The 14,694-nt window shown below is 45.8% G+C and carries 11 protein-coding genes and 1 pseudogene; 3 read left to right on the top strand and 9 right to left on the bottom strand.

Annotated features, from left to right (window positions below):
• Positions 1-146: 146 nt before the first annotated feature.
• From ACXAGQ_RS27575 to ACXAGQ_RS27565, 3 genes are all read right to left on the bottom strand, one after another.
• Positions 147-782 (bottom strand): response regulator, encoded by a 636-nt coding sequence (locus ACXAGQ_RS27575; RefSeq protein ID WP_475258278.1) that lies wholly within the window; start codon positions 780-782, stop codon positions 147-149.
• Between the two features lies 1 nt (position 783).
• A complete protein-coding gene (locus ACXAGQ_RS27570; protein ID WP_475258276.1) occupies positions 784-2,181 on the bottom strand; it encodes an ATP-binding protein in 1,398 nt (465 codons plus the stop codon).
• Between the two features lie 167 nt (positions 2,182-2,348).
• A complete protein-coding gene (locus ACXAGQ_RS27565) occupies positions 2,349-3,788 on the bottom strand; it encodes a glyceraldehyde-3-phosphate dehydrogenase (RefSeq protein WP_475258274.1) in 1,440 nt (479 codons plus the stop codon).
• 398 nt (positions 3,789-4,186) lie between these two features.
• Here ACXAGQ_RS27565 and ACXAGQ_RS27560 point away from each other — a divergent pair, with 398 nt between their 5' ends.
• Positions 4,187-5,803, top strand: coding sequence for a response regulator (locus ACXAGQ_RS27560; RefSeq protein ID WP_475258273.1), 1,617 nt, complete (start codon positions 4,187-4,189; stop codon positions 5,801-5,803).
• A 69-nt stretch (positions 5,804-5,872) separates the two neighbouring features.
• On the opposite strand, the gene malZ is transcribed toward ACXAGQ_RS27560, so the two are convergent.
• The 3 genes from malZ to ACXAGQ_RS27545 form a co-directional block, all read right to left on the bottom strand.
• Positions 5,873-7,726: a maltodextrin glucosidase gene (malZ, locus tag ACXAGQ_RS27555; RefSeq protein ID WP_475258361.1), complete on the bottom strand. Its 1,854-nt coding sequence runs from the start codon at positions 7,724-7,726 to the stop codon at positions 5,873-5,875.
• A 166-nt stretch (positions 7,727-7,892) separates the two neighbouring features.
• Positions 7,893-8,342, bottom strand: a complete 450-nt coding sequence (locus tag ACXAGQ_RS27550; RefSeq protein ID WP_475258271.1) for a DUF4174 domain-containing protein — start codon at positions 8,340-8,342, stop codon at positions 7,893-7,895.
• Positions 8,343-8,627: 285 nt separating this feature from the next.
• Positions 8,628-9,551, bottom strand: a complete 924-nt coding sequence (locus ACXAGQ_RS27545) for a LysR family transcriptional regulator (RefSeq protein ID WP_475258269.1) — start codon at positions 9,549-9,551, stop codon at positions 8,628-8,630.
• Positions 9,552-9,765: 214 nt separating this feature from the next.
• On the opposite strand from ACXAGQ_RS27545, the gene ACXAGQ_RS27540 reads away from it, so the two are divergent.
• The gene (locus tag ACXAGQ_RS27540; protein ID WP_475241220.1) at positions 9,766-10,959 is read left to right on the top strand and encodes a glycine C-acetyltransferase; all 1,194 of its coding nucleotides are present in this window, start codon (positions 9,766-9,768) and stop codon (positions 10,957-10,959) included.
• A gap of 80 nt (positions 10,960-11,039) precedes the next feature.
• Positions 11,040-12,071 (top strand): L-threonine 3-dehydrogenase, encoded by a 1,032-nt coding sequence (tdh, locus tag ACXAGQ_RS27535; protein WP_107298319.1) that lies wholly within the window; start codon positions 11,040-11,042, stop codon positions 12,069-12,071.
• Between the two features lie 54 nt (positions 12,072-12,125).
• Here the strand turns inward: tdh and ACXAGQ_RS27530 are convergent, their stop codons facing one another.
• From ACXAGQ_RS27530 to dcuC, 3 genes and pseudogenes are all read right to left on the bottom strand, one after another.
• A complete protein-coding gene (locus ACXAGQ_RS27530; protein WP_475258267.1) occupies positions 12,126-12,551 on the bottom strand; it encodes a universal stress protein in 426 nt (141 codons plus the stop codon).
• Positions 12,552-12,901: 350 nt separating this feature from the next.
• Positions 12,902-13,687 (bottom strand): annotated as a pseudogene (locus tag ACXAGQ_RS27525) (phospholipase A).
• Between the two features lie 348 nt (positions 13,688-14,035).
• On the bottom strand, positions 14,036-14,694 hold a 659-nt coding region (dcuC, locus tag ACXAGQ_RS27520), incomplete at its 5' end, for a C4-dicarboxylate transporter DcuC (RefSeq protein ID WP_475258266.1).

Below are 14,694 nucleotides of genomic sequence, written 5' to 3'. Positions count from 1 at the left end.
GAAATGGGAATAATCAAAAATTTTGTTGATTTTATATTTTATTAATTAAAATAAAGATATCCGCTCATGGGTGATAATCACAGCTATCAGAACATTTATTGCTGATAGCTATGATTATCTTGATTTATTTTATTGTTGCTCTTTGATTAGCGACTCACTTGATGGCGGAATATTTGTGCGCCAGCTTTAGACAAGCGATAGACCCGGTTGTCATCTTGAATAATCAGCCCAGTCTTTTTGAGTTGCTGGATGTGAAAGTTGAGTTTGGTGTGATCCTCGATATCCAGCAAATGGAATATTTCCATGAACTTCAATTCTTTATTATCAGTGAGCTGCTTAATGATTTCACGACGGATCGGGTTAGACAAAGCGGAGTAGACTTTATCGAGATTAAGTTCACTGTCTTCAGGAAAAAAAGCTTTTTCTGCAATACAGCGTTTAACTGTCATCAGCAGTTTGGCGCTATTAAATGGCTTGGCGATGAAGTCATTCGCCCCTTTTTGCATTGCATCAACGGCGATATCTACTGTAGCAAACGCAGTGATTAATACGATTGAGAGGTTAGGGTTGAGTTGGCGCAAGTTGGATATCGCTTCAGTGCCCGTCAAGCCTGGCAGCAAGTAGTCTAGGATGGCGAGATCAAAAATTTGTTCCTGACAAAGTGCCATGGCCGGCTCGGCACTTTCTGCTTGGTAAACATCATAGCCAGCATCTTCGAGAATATCGGTGATGTTTTCCCTTAAAAGTTGATCGTCTTCGACCACGAGAATTTTATGGCTCATATTAGATCTCCTTGGCCAATGTTGCGGTGACGGTAGTGCCAACCCCTTTGGTGCTGTTAAATGTTAGGCTACCTTTTTGGTCTGCTGCTATTTGTGCGCAAATGGCCAGTCCTAACCCTGTTCCCTGACCGATAGGTTTGGTGGTAAAGAAAGGTTCAGCTGCTTTGTCTTGTGTTTGTATATCCATTCCGCACCCGTTATCGGTAATTGATAAGAGAATATATTCATACCCATCAACAACCTTTTCCTCGAAACTTATCATAATGTCTTTATTATCATCTGAAGCATCAATTGCATTGCTGACTAAATTAATAATGAGCTCTTCAAGTTTTATTGGGTTGCAGAATAAATAAATAGTGTCGTTACCGCAAACAGAAATATTATAGCCTCTTGCTTTATGAGCCAGTAATTGCAGAGCAGAGGCGACAGCTTTAGTGACGAGTGTTTTTTGGGTCACTTCTTCTGCTGAGCGAGAATAGTTGAGCAGGGCAGTACAAATTGTTGCTGCTCTATCTATTCCCAGTCGGGTTCTTTTCACCAAATCCAGTTGCTTTTGTTCAGTTAAGCGGCTTTCCAGCATATCAAGTGAAAGTGTCGATGATCCCAGTGGGTTATTGATCTCATGGGCAACACCAGAGGCTAATTGGCCGATGGCTTTGTACTTGTCCGTTAAGTAGGCTTGATGAAGTTGGGACTCTACTAATCGCTCTTTCTCTTTATCGAAAACATTAAGGGCCAGATAGAGAAAAAGCAGTAGCAAATAGGCAACCCCGACACGTAAATAGAAAAAGCTGCTGTCCATTTCCACCGGAAAAGCACCTGCACTCAGGCTCATGAACAAGAAGGTATAGCCGGTGTAACGGAAGTAGCGACCGTAGGCTTTTTTATCGTCAGCGAGTTGGCGGCCGTAGCTGATCATGCACGCTCCGGCGATGAGGGTCGCCGGGAAGGCTAGGATAAATCGAGCATAAAGCTCAAGGCTCTCAATGGCTTCCTTGTTTAGCTGGGCGCTTGATAGGCCGTTGAAAAAAATCATTAGATAAGCTGTAGAAGCGACAAGCAACACGACTCTCATGAACTGGCGTGTTTTTTTGCTCTGAACCACAGTTACCATCCAGGAAAATACCAGCAGGAACAGAAAGGCCAAGCTCAGTTTACTTAACCGCAGCCATTCAACGTAGATGGATTTGGGCTCTTGTATGCGGTCACCAAACAGGTTGACGTAGAGCTCTGACCATTCGTAGAACGCATAGGCAAAGCTGAATGCGGCAAGCGCCCACAAGCTATGGGAAATGGTGAGCTTACTGTAGCGAAAATTACGAAACAAAATGGCGCAGCCGATAGAGAAGAAGGCAAGGCCATAAAATAGGTAGACGAGGAATGTCGAGAAGTAGCTCATTTCAAACGAGTCCGAAGTGAAGTGCCGCTTCTTGAGGGTATTACGCTTTACGTAATTTAATCAACCTAAACAGTGTGATTGAAAAAAGAAAGCCGCCAGGAAACAGGCGGCAAAAGTGCTAGGAATATTATCGTTGTAGTGGTGTCGCTTTAGGTGATTAGCCAGTGCTATTTCACTTCAGGGTAAGTCTTATAACGGACGCCCATCATTTGTTCCATACAGTGGACAACCTGGCAGCTGTAGCCAAACTCGTTGTCGTACCAGATATATAGTACGCATCGTTTGTCCTGGGCGATAGTTGCTGCGCCGTCTACTACACCGGCATGGCGGGAGCCTACGATATCGCATGACACAATTTCGGTAGATTCGGTGTAGTCAATTTGCCCTGAAAGCGGTGAGTTCAGTGCCATGTCACGCAGGTAGGCATTCAGCTCGTCTTTCTCTGCCACGCTGTTCAGGTTTAGGTTAGCGACGGCCATCGAGACATTTGGGGTAGGAACGCGGATCGCATTGCCGGTTAGTTTACCCGCCAGTTCAGGCAATGCCTTGGCAACCGCTTTTGCAGCGCCGGTAGAGGTCAGAACCATGTTCAGTGAAGCGGAGCGACCACGGCGTTCACCTTTATGGAAGTTATCAATCAGGTTCTGATCATTAGTGAACGAGTGCACCGTTTCGATGTGACCGGAATCAATGCCGTACTTATCATTTATCGCTTTAAGAATTGGCGTAATGGCATTGGTGGTACAGCTTGCTGCTGAAACAATGGTGTCATCTTCTTGAATGTCAGTTTCGTTGACCCCGAATACCACATTTTTCAGGTCGCCTTTACCCGGTGCGGTCAGCAGGACTTTATCCGCGCCGTTGCAACCTAGGTGCTGGCTCAGCCCTTCTCGGTCACGCCACATACCCGTGTTATCGACAACGAGCGCGTTATGAATACCAAATACGGTGTAATCCACTTCCGCTGGGCTGTTGGCATAAATCACCTGGATGTAGTTACCGTTGACGATAATGGCCTTGCGGTTTTCATCGACGGTAATGCTGCCGTTGAACGGGCCGTGCACGGAGTCACGGCGAAGCAGGCTAGCACGTTTTTCCAAGTCACCATCTTTGCCGCCTCGCACCACAATGGCCTTTAGGCGAAGCGGGTAGCCTTGACCACTCTTTTCTACCAGCAGGCGAGCGAGCAGACGACCGATACGACCAAAGCCATACAGAACCACATCACGGGTCTCCACAGATTGCGTGCTGCTTAGCGATTCTAGCAAAGCGGTCTGTAAGAAGTCACTGATATTGCTCTCATCGTCATTGGTAGACCAGTAGCTATGCGCAAGCTGGCCGACATCGACACGGCAAGGTGAGAGATCAAGCGTTGCCAGGGTTTGGATCAATGGCAGCGTTTGGGCTGGTGATAATTCAGAGCCGGTGTAGCGGCGGGAAAGACGGTGGGATTTAACGATATCGATAACTGAGGTATTTACGATTTGCTTGCCGAACATCAGGACTTCGACGCCTTTCTGCCGGTACAGCTGACCCAGTAGCGGGGAAATAGATTCAGCATTGGTTTGGCTAGTTTGCCAGTCTAGAAGGTATTTTTCTGGACTCATCGTTAGTTAGGACCTTTCACGTTAGGGAGAGACCGCTGAGCGGTTTGTAATGTTTTTGTTATAAGTTCATGGCGGAGAGTGTAACGTTTGCGTTGTTTTTATCCTAGTAAAATTAACGGCTTAGAAATGTGATCTTGAGCAGGGTGAAACAGTGATGTAAGGCAAGCTTTTAGTTGCTGTGAATCTGTAGCCCGTAAAAAACACTCTGACTTATTTTTGAGCGATAACAAATCGTGTTAGCAATTTGACTCTCAATTTGCTGATGATTTCTTTAGAGGGGATCTCTTGTGATTTTTCCAATAAATAACAATCGGTTAAGCATGTGGCTTGTTGGCCCATATTTTGCTTGAGTGGTTGTGACTGGTTCTAAGTCTTCACGATTTTACAGGAGTAATATAGTGGATAAACGTGCAGTAACAGCATCTGAAAAAAGTGCTTCGTTATTATCCCCTGCAATCTTAGGGTTGTATCGGCAACGGCTAACCCGCAAATTTATAGTCTTGATGGGTACAGTATCTTTGAGCGTGTTCTTGATGACTTCTGTGCTGGTGTTATTCAATGGTGGGGATAGTCCCTTATCATCAATATTCTTTTCGTTTAAGCTATTGCTTCCACTTATTCTAGTGGTCGTTGTTGCAATATATATTTTTCACACCCAGGTGACTCGTCCCATTGCTTTAATGACAAAGCAACTTGCACTCGTTGGGATGGGGGAGGTTGATCTGCAAGAGTTGACCGACAAAGATTCAGAAATCGGTCATCTTGCACGTCAAATCCAATCGATTGACTCTAAGTTATTTTATCGGAATAACAAGCTATTACAGCTTAATGAGGTGTTGGAGCGTCAATCAATACAACTCAATAAAGCTGACCGGGTAAAGTCTGAATTTATGGCTAACATGAGTCATGAACTGCGGACACCGATGAATGGAATATTGGGGTTCATTCAATGCTTGCAACAAAAGAATCTGGGCCGTGAATCAAATCAACAGGTTGAGTATATCAAGGACTCTGCCTTTACACTGCTGACTCTGATTAATGAAGTGCTTAACTTCTCTAGATTAGAAAGTAACCGGGTCGAACTCTGTGAAAGCGATTTTAATCTATGTCGTTTGGTTAAATCTTGTGTCACTTCAGTAGAGCAAGAAGCCAGCGGAAAAGGGCTGAGCATTGAGGTGGTTACACCTACTGAAGCGGATTGTGATTTTTATGCAGATGAACAGCATCTACGCCATATTATTACAAACTTACTGAGCAACGCAGTGAAGTTTACCGAGCAAGGGTTTGTTAAGGTGAATGTGGATTGGTTGAGAGAACTAAGCGGTGAGGTTGAGATCTGTATTCGAGTCATCGACAGCGGTATTGGTATACCTGAACGACAATGCGAGGATGTTTTTGATTCATACAAGCAAATTGATGGAACTATATCTCGCAAATATGGTGGTACGGGATTAGGACTAGCAGTGTCCAGCAGACTATGTGAATTACTCGGGACTAAACTGCGGGTGAATAGTCTGGAAGGGGTCGGGAGTGAGTTTTCTTTCCGGCTGATGTTGAAAAAGGCGCAGAGTACCACTACCCCTCAGTCGGTTGTTTTGAATCATGATGTGGTATGCGACTTATCAAGCTTTTCTCGGTGTCGGATATTGGTTGCTGAAGATCAGTATGTGAATCAGCAGCTGGTCATCGCTTTTCTTAAATCTATGGGGCTGTGCAATATCGATGTGGTCGACAATGGGGAAGAGGCGGTCAACTATCTTGACCAACACCTGCCAGACCTGATTTTGATGGATTGCCAAATGCCTGTCATGGGCGGCTTGGAAGCAACAAGGAAGATCAGAGAGAAGCCGAACTGCACACAGCTCCCTATTATTGCTTTGACAGCCAATGTATTGGAAAGTGAAAAGCAGCAATGCTTTGATGCGGGTATGGATGCTTACTTGGCAAAACCCATCATCAAGATTAACTTGTTTAGTACATTGTTTAGTGTGTTGAGTGCGGATGCGGTAAATTAAAGCCCTTACTTTCATGATGAATAGTAAGGGCTTAAGCTATCACAGGACATTGTTCATAGGGAAATATTGTTAAGCGCTTAGTAATAGGCCTTCTTTGCCGGCTAAGGTGATGTTCAATACACCGTCTTTGCACTCCCACTCATCGCCTGTCAATAGGTCGGTTAACACTGTATCTTCCGGCAAACCTAGCTGCCAAATCGGTAGAGATAGCGCTTTGGAAGAGTCACTATTGTTAATCAGAGTGATTAAATGCTCTCCTTCAAGCTTACGTGCATAGGCAAGTTGTTGTTGCTCGGCATGCAGCCATTGAATGCTACCTTCCTGTAGCGCCAAACGAGACTTACGAGTCTCGATAAGCTTGCTGACGAAATCAAAGGTAGCGTTAGGTGTTTCTGTTCTTTCCCACGGGAAGCAACGGCGGTTGTCCGGATCATGTCCGCCTTCAAGTGCAACCTCGGTGCCGTAGTAAATACATGGTGTGCCCACATAGGTAAACAGCATCAACAGGGCAAGCCTCATGGTGTCTTGATCACCGTTTAGGGTGGTCAAAAAACGCATGGTGTCATGGCTATCTAACTGGTTGAGCTGGGCTAACTGATTATGCCATGGCACCTTGCCACGCACTTCTTCTAACCAGTCGGCGAACTCGGCCGCGTCGATTTTACAGTTGTGATAGGCAATATCTTTATTAGCAAAGAAGGCACGAACCGGGTGGGCAAAGCCATAGTAGTTCATGGCACCATCTTCTTGATCGCCTTCCAGCCAGCTGGTGGCTTCGAAGAAGTGCTCACCCAAAACATAACACTCAGGGTTCACTGACTTAGCTGCGTTGCGGAACGCTTTGACGTAATGGGCATTGTTCGCCGCACCGACACCTTCACCAAGCATATGGATGACATCAAAGCGCCAGCCGTCAATGTTGTAGGGTGGGCGGAGCCACTGCTTAATAACGGCATCATCTCCTGCATAGATGTAATCTTGCACATCTGGGTTTGAGAAGTTGAGTTTTGGCAAGCTATCAATGCCTTTCCAACCAATGTAGTTGTCACTATCGCCATCGAACTGGTAATAGTCGCGGAAAGGAGAGTCTGGGTTGCCAAATGCCCCTGCAGTTTCTTGCGGTTGTTGGTAGCGGTTAAACCAAGGGTGGTTGACCGAAGTGTGGTTATACACCGCATCAAGCACAATTTTCATTTCGCGCTGGTGCAGGTTTTCAACCATATGGCCAAACTGTTCGTTGGTTCCTAGGTGAGGGTCGATACGGGTATAGTCAGTGGTATCGTACTTATGGTTACTTGGCGCCTGGAAGATAGGGTTGAGGTACAGCGCCGTGACGCCTAGCGCTTGTAGGTAGTCCAGCTTATCTTCGATACCTTTCAGATCGCCGCCGTAAAATTCATTCGGGCCATTGCTGTCATGGGAATCTGATACCGGCGCGCCCCATTCTTTGGCGATGGTAGGTCGTTCATCGCCTTTTAGGAAATACTCGTTGTCTTTAACACTGATGGATGGATCGCCGTTGTTAAAGCGGTCTGGGAAAATCTGGTAGAACACCTGATTTTTTACCCATTGAGGAGGCTGGTGTTGGGTATTGTATTTGAAATGGGACTCTCGGCCCGGCATTCGAGGGCTGACCCCTTTACTGTCCAACCACCATTGGCGGCTATTCTGCATCACTTTGAAGCAGTAATGGGTCAATGCTTTGTCTTGGTTGACTGGGATTTGTCCATGCCAGTATTGAAGCCTGCCATCGGTTTTCCCTTTTTCCATATCAATGAGCATTTCTTCATTGTCTGGCTCGCAGCGAATGAAGATAGTGGAAATGAGGGTGTCAGCTTCGCTAACAAGCGTCAGCGTTAGGGTATTATCTGACACTGCTACCCATTGTGTGTCCTGTCCGTGGTAAAAAAAAGGCTTAGTCATCATTGTTATTCCGCCCTCAGAAATCGATGTTCCCACTACATTACTGCTTTTATTGCAAAAGTGAATCCTCCCAAATTAAAAATTTTAGGCGTAGTCGGGGGCGTAGAGAAGAACTGCGAGTGATTCGTGTTTATGCAGGTTTATGCAGGTTGCAGACAAGTCGCTGCTAGATAGAGCAGCGACTGCTAGGTGAGTAAGCAATTTCTTTTTTGCGCATTGGCATGCTGTCGACCAGCTGGGTGATGTGTTGCCAATTGGTTTGTTCGTTCCACCGGTATTTTTCTTGGCCGTCTTTGCCGATCAGAATAGCAGTGTGCTTGTTCCTGGAGACTTTGTAGAGCTTTTCCAGCCTGACAATTTCATCTGGGCTGAACACGTCGGTTGGTTTGTTGAAGCCATCTTTGGTCATTACGACCACGACGATATCCCGCTCCTGCAACATGCAGTCATGCATCAAGGATTCTTTGATGAAGGCATTAACGTGCTGGTCTTTTTCAGGGGCAAAGTAGAGGATGCTACGGTGATTCCAATGCATAGAACCCATTGGGTAGCTAAGTACATTTGCACTGAATACCAAAACAACTATCGCTAACAAGTTCTTTAACAGCCTACTCATTGTCGTCTTCCTTCCAAATGGTGCGGTGGAAAGCCGGTGATGGCGCTGGGTAACAATCAACGCTGCTGCCAATAACTAACGACATACATGTCGGATTGGATCAAAGTTGCAAATCGTGTCTCATTGTTGTGCCTTTTAGTATATACCAAGTGGTGGAGGGCAGTTGTGATGGGTAGCAGTGATGGACAGAGGAGAAGCGGGCTAGTTAGGTGGGTAGGCAGGGGTAGATGCTCCCACCTTTTCGTTTCAATTGGGAGCGTGATCGGTGAATATAATAGGACTGGTTTAGGAAACAGTGTATTTCGCCACGTGCTCGGCAACATAGTCGATAAATACACGTAGGCGAGCCGGCATGAACTTGGTTTGGGCAAATTGCAGGGCAATATCCCCTTGGTAATTGCCTTTGATTGTCCAATCTTCCAAAACCGGTTTGACTTCACCTTCAGCAATCGCCTGCTTGATAACAAAGTCTGGGAAAATACCTATCCCCAAGCCATCCATGACACCACGTAGGCGCATCTGCGAATGGTTTACGGCATAACGCCCTTTGACGGGAATAGTGTGCGTTTCGCCATCTTTGACGAAATCCCAAATGTGGTCTGTGGTAGTTTCACCCAAGTAGAGGCAGTCGTGGTTCAATAGCTCGGTAGGGTGAACGGGTGCACCACGTCGCGCGAGGTAGTCTGGGCTGGCGCATAGGCTTAAACTGACTTTGCCGAGCTGTTTTAACACTAAGCCCTCAGTGGGTTTTTCAGTTAGGCGAAAAACCACATCGATACCTTCTGATATCAAATCTATATCACCATCTCGTGCTTTGAGCTTTAGCTCGATATCTGGGTACTGGGTCAAGAAAGGCAAAACCATAGGTTGCAGCACGATACTCAGGAATGCTTTCGGCGCTGCAACGGTTACCGAGCCAGAAGGGGTCTCGTGCTCAGAACTGGTAAATTCGACCACTTGCTTGGTAGCTTCTAATAAAGCGCAACATTGATCGTAGATGCCTTTGCCTGACTGGGTAATGACCAGCTTTCGGGTAGTACGCTCAAGCAGTTTGGTTGAGAGGGTTTGCTCCAATCTTGAAAGCTGCTTGCTCAGGGCTGAAGGAGTCACGCCGAGCTTTCTGGCTGCGGCAGTAAAGCTACCTTCATCAACCACAATTTTAAAGACTGCCAATTCAGGCATTAAGGCGATTAGTTTATTTGTGTCCATAATTCACGAGACCTTTTCCACGAGAGGGGATAATAGTCCGAATGCTCTTTGATTAGAATGGCTGTAGTTCAAAGATCCTGTGAAATTGCATTAATTGCAGGTAAATCACCTAATCTATAAATGGAAATATTGCTCAAATAGGCGTTTTGCACGCGTATTTGTGCTGGTTGTCAATCGGTGGCAACTGGCAAACGATATTATTGTGAGGAACATCATGTCTGCCGCATTCTATGATCAAATCAAACAGCAAATAGAAGAAGTAAAAGCTGAAGGTCTATACAAATCTGAGCGTGTAATTACATCTCAGCAAAAAGCTGCTGTTGAAATCAGCACTGGTGAAGAAGTGCTTAACTTCTGTGCTAACAACTACCTTGGCCTTGCCAACCACCCTGAGCTAATTAAAGCTGGCCAGGAAGGTATGGATAAGCACGGCTTCGGTATGGCATCTGTTCGCTTTATCTGTGGTACGCAAGACATCCACAAAGAACTAGAGCAGAAGCTATCTGAATTCCTGGGTAAAGAAGACACTATTCTTTACACCTCTTGCTTCGATGCCAACGCTGGCCTATTCGAAACGATTCTTGGCAAAGAAGATGCGATCATTTCTGACGCATTGAACCACGCTTCTATTATCGACGGTGTTCGCCTATGTAAGGCAATGCGCTTCCGTTACGCGAACAACAACATGGAAGAGCTTGAGCAGCAACTGATTGCCGCTAAAGAAGCGGGCGCTCGCAATACGCTTATCGTTACTGACGGCGTGTTCTCAATGGACGGTGTTGTTGCCAACCTACCTGCAATCTGTGACCTTGCTGACAAGTACGGTGCACTTGTAATGGTTGATGATTCTCACGCAGTTGGCTTTATGGGTAAAACCGGTGCTGGTACACACGAGTTCCACAATGTGGTTGACCGTATCGACATCATCACAGGTACCCTAGGTAAAGCAATGGGTGGCGCATCAGGCGGCTACACGTCTGGTAAGAAAGAAGTGATCGACTGGCTACGTCAGCGTTCTCGTCCATACCTGTTCTCTAACTCTGTGGCTCCAGCTATCGTTAACGCTTCTATCCGCGTAATCGACCTGCTGAAAGAAAGCGGTGACCTACGTGACCGTCTATGGTCAAACTCTGAGCATTTCCGTACGCGCATGGAAGCCGCTGGCTTCACTATGGGCGGTGCTGACCACGCTATTATCCCAATCATGCTGGGTGATGCAAAAGTGGCGGCTGAGTTTGCTGAGCGTGCACTAGCGAAAGGCATCTACGTTATTGGCTTCTCTTTCCCAGTAGTGCCAAAAGGCCAAGCACGTATCCGTACTCAAATGTCTGCGGCTCACTCTCCAGAGCAGCTAGACAAAGCTATCGATGCCTTCATCGAAGTAGGTAAGGACATGGGCATCATCTAAGCCCATATTCCAGAAGTTCAAGGGCTAAGGGCTGGCAATGTATCAGCCCTTGCAATTCTACCCTGCAGTAGGAACAAATAATGAAAATCAAAGCACTTTCTAAACTAAAGCCTGAACAAGGCATTTGGATGACCGAAGTGGACAAGCCTGAGCTTGGTCATAACGATCTTCTTATCCGCATCAAGAAAACGGCTATCTGTGGTACAGACGTACACATCTACAACTGGGATGAGTGGTCACAAAAGACGATTCCTGTTCCTATGGTTGTTGGCCATGAGTATGTGGGTGAAGTTGTTGGTATCGGCCAGGAAGTCCGTGGCTTTGAAATTGGCGACCGTGTATCGGGCGAAGGTCACATCACATGTGGTCACTGCCGTAACTGCCGTGGTGGTCGTACTCACCTTTGCCGTAACACCACAGGTGTTGGTGTAAACCGTGAAGGTGCATTTGCAGAATATCTAGTGATCCCTGCATTCAACGCATTCAAGATCCCTGAAGGTATCTCTGATGACCTAGCGTCTATCTTTGACCCGTTTGGTAACGCTGTTCACACTGCGTTGTCTTTCGATCTTGTAGGTGAAGACGTACTGATCACAGGTGCTGGCCCAATCGGCATCATGGCCGCTGCAGTTGCTAAGCACGTAGGTGCGCGCCACGTGGTTATCACTGATGTTAACGAATACCGTTTGGATCTTGCTCGTCAGATGGGCGTGACCCGCGCAGTAAACGTTGCTGAAGAGAAGCTAGAAGACGTGATGGCTGAACTAGGCATGACTGAAGGTTTCGATGTTGGCCTTGAGATGTCAGGTGTACCATCTGCATTCAACAGCATGCTAACTAGCATGAACCACGGTGGTAAGATTGCCCTGCTAGGTATTCCACCATCAGACATGGGTATCGACTGGAACCAGGTGATCTTCAAAGGCTTGATCATCAAGGGTATCTACGGTCGTGAAATGTTCGAAACGTGGTACAAGATGGCGAGCTTGATCCAGTCTGGTCTAGATCTAACGCCAATCATCACTCACCACTACAAGATTGATGATTTCCAGGAAGGCTTCGACATTATGCGTTCTGGTATGTCAGGCAAGGTTATCTTGGATTGGGAATAATCCTTATCAGATAAAGAAAAACGGGCTTTCGAGCCCGTTTTTTATATTTGAATGTTAGATTTTCAGCAATAGAAGATCACACGGCATATTGCGGACTAGCGCTGCTGCTTCAGAGAATATTTGAGTGAAGGCGTTGGTTTTATGGTGGCCCATGAGCAGTAGGTCAACATTGTGCTCTTTAATGCTATAGCGAATTTCATTCTCAACCACACCGCAGCAAACTAGGTATTTATCAACTGCGAATTGCATATTTTTGATCTGCTTTTTCATCTCATCGATAGATGCGTGGAGTTCTTTTTTCTCGTAATCATCAAGATTAATATCCAAGATGCCAAAATCGTAATCTTCGAAATCCATGTTTACATGAATAATGTTGAGTTTTGCATCTGGGAATGCTGCAGCGACTTCTTCGGCTTTTTTTAGTACGGCTTGAGTATTATCATCGAAGTCCAGCGCCAACATGATGTTTTTGTAACTCATAATTAACTCCATATTTATTTTTTGCTTAATACCAAAGCACTAGTGCGATCACTCCTAATATAAAATAGAAGCAAAATAGTTTATCAATGTGCTTGCTAATAATTTACCTCACGCGGTATAAATCAAAATGTCCATATAAAGTGTCAGTAACCCTGCGAAGTAAGATGACCATAGTACAGTAAGACGTTTAATTGATTTCTCTTCCAAAATGACCTCAAAAATGAAAAGTAGAATGATCGTAACGGTGATTGCATGCATAACCACCTCCGATTCAATAACTAAAGTCTACTGCTGGAGGTGGTTTACTTAAACTCAAATAAAATTAATGGGGGTTCAAGCAGGCTTAACAGTTATATCCAATCATAAATCAGTAGGCCTAGGCTGACCCGGTTGGTGTAGTGATCATAATCGATAAGGCTTTCACCATAGCCGTTGTAATATTGCAAATACAGCTTGACGGTTTCATAGACGGGGAAGGCCCAACTCAGTTCGACAGCCCCTTTGTTATCACTGGTACGGAAGTTGTTCCGAAGCAAAATACTCATTAAGTGACCATCATTTTTATAACTCAAGCGGTAGTTGCCATAACCCAGGTATTTATCGATATCCGGGTTGTCATCGTCATCCGCATCTTCTGGCAGGCGATACCAAGGCTGAATCGAGAGCAGAAAATTGCCCTTGGTGAGTTCAAAATTGGCATAGATACGGTTCCAGCTACGCGACAGCGGTTCAGAGCGGCCATTCGATTGGTGGATCAAGCCAAAGTCCGTGGCAATCAGTTGAAAGCCGAGCAAGTCATAATCGGAATAATAACTGACAAACACTTCTGGGCTGTAGTTGGTTTCTCGAAAAGGCGCCGACTCTCAAGAGTTATAGAGCTGCCACCATGCTACTTGTGTATAGCCGAACCACACATCCCAGTTGTCTTTATAAAGATTATCCCAGAGTTTTATCTTGCCGCTTATCTGAAATTTAACTTCGAGGTTGTCCATTTCAGAGCCGGGTCGAAGTTGTTGCCAGACTTCTTCATTGGGCTTGTCATTATAAGACGCAGGCAGAATATAGCTGGGCTCATGAGGGGTTAAGCGAAACAGCTCTCTTTGGTTGAAGTAATGGCTAATACCGCTAATTGACATTTCATCCAGGTTGAAATTGTCTTGTTGAATATCGCCAGATTGATTTTCATTGGAAGGAGAGTCGTTCTCAGCAATGCGAGCTTGTGCATCGTAGCAAGCCAAGCGATCAGTATCGTCAGCAATACTTTGGCAATACTGAGCGGCATAGCCGGATACGGGCAGAAAAGCTGCGATTGGCAAAATAGTATGTAGAGGGGATAACTTAAACATCGCTCATCCTTTAGCAAACGTTTTTATAAAACTAAGTCTGAAAAGGATGGCAATACAAAGCAAAGTGGCTGAAAAATAGCAAAAAAAACGGGCTAGATAGCCCGCTTATTTCGTTAAATGAGGTTTTTTGAACCTGTATTAGCCTAGCATTGCACTCATCGCCACAAGAGCGACCAAGCCACCCATCATTGGAATGGCAGTACGCTTCACCAGCTCAATCGGCGAGATACCTGCAACGCCAGCACAAGCAATAACAACGCCAGCAACAGGCGAGAACGAACGGAATATACCCGAAGACAGTTGCATAGGTAGTGCAAAGGCTGCAGTAGACACACCCAGTGTCGATGCAATTTGCGGTGCTAGGTCAGAGAAACTGAAGAATGGCGCGTTACCAGAACCTGACAGCAGCGCAGTGGCACCGATGATAGTCACCATCACGATAATCATCGGCAGGTAGCCAAGCCCAGCCGTCGATGTTGCGCCCAGCAACATACCGATAAACCCGATGGTGCTCAAACCTACTACAAAAGTTTGTGCGGCGATGATCAGAGATACCACGCTGGCAAATGCTTTGCCCATACCATCTAGGAAGATCTTCAGTGAGGCAGCAACTTTCTTACCGTCGCGGTTAACGATGAAATCACACACCATAGCGATGAACAAGCTGGTGAACATCGCAGTAACGACATCAACTTTGATCCATGAGATGGCGAAGTTACTGAACGTTAGTAGCATCAGAAGTGGAAGAATAGGAAGGATTGCAAACCACTTCGGCGCTTCAACTGTATCTTGCTCAA

The sequence above is a fragment of the Photobacterium sp. ABD4_091 genome, from assembly GCF_056160145.1.
The sequence above is the reverse complement of the archived record's forward strand: the minus strand, read 5'-3'. Positions and strand labels throughout refer to the sequence as shown.

What these genes read in the sequence shown, in the direction of transcription:
- ACXAGQ_RS27575 (WP_475258278.1), bottom strand. Translation starts at nt 782, where the DNA reads ATGAGCCATAAAATTCTCGTGGTCGAAGACGATCAACTTTTAAGGGAA.
- ACXAGQ_RS27570 (WP_475258276.1), bottom strand. Translation starts at nt 2,181, where the DNA reads ATGAGCTACTTCTCGACATTCCTCGTCTACCTATTTTATGGCCTTGCC.
- ACXAGQ_RS27565 (WP_475258274.1), bottom strand. Translation starts at nt 3,788, where the DNA reads ATGAGTCCAGAAAAATACCTTCTAGACTGGCAAACTAGCCAAACCAAT.
- malZ (WP_475258361.1), bottom strand. Translation starts at nt 7,726, where the DNA reads ATGACTAAGCCTTTTTTTTACCACGGACAGGACACACAATGGGTAGCA.
- ACXAGQ_RS27550 (WP_475258271.1), bottom strand. Translation starts at nt 8,342, where the DNA reads ATGAGTAGGCTGTTAAAGAACTTGTTAGCGATAGTTGTTTTGGTATTC.
- ACXAGQ_RS27545 (WP_475258269.1), bottom strand. Translation starts at nt 9,551, where the DNA reads ATGGACACAAATAAACTAATCGCCTTAATGCCTGAATTGGCAGTCTTT.
- ACXAGQ_RS27540 (WP_475241220.1), top strand. Translation starts at nt 9,766, where the DNA reads ATGTCTGCCGCATTCTATGATCAAATCAAACAGCAAATAGAAGAAGTA.
- tdh (WP_107298319.1), top strand. Translation starts at nt 11,040, where the DNA reads ATGAAAATCAAAGCACTTTCTAAACTAAAGCCTGAACAAGGCATTTGG.
- ACXAGQ_RS27530 (WP_475258267.1), bottom strand. Translation starts at nt 12,551, where the DNA reads ATGAGTTACAAAAACATCATGTTGGCGCTGGACTTCGATGATAATACT.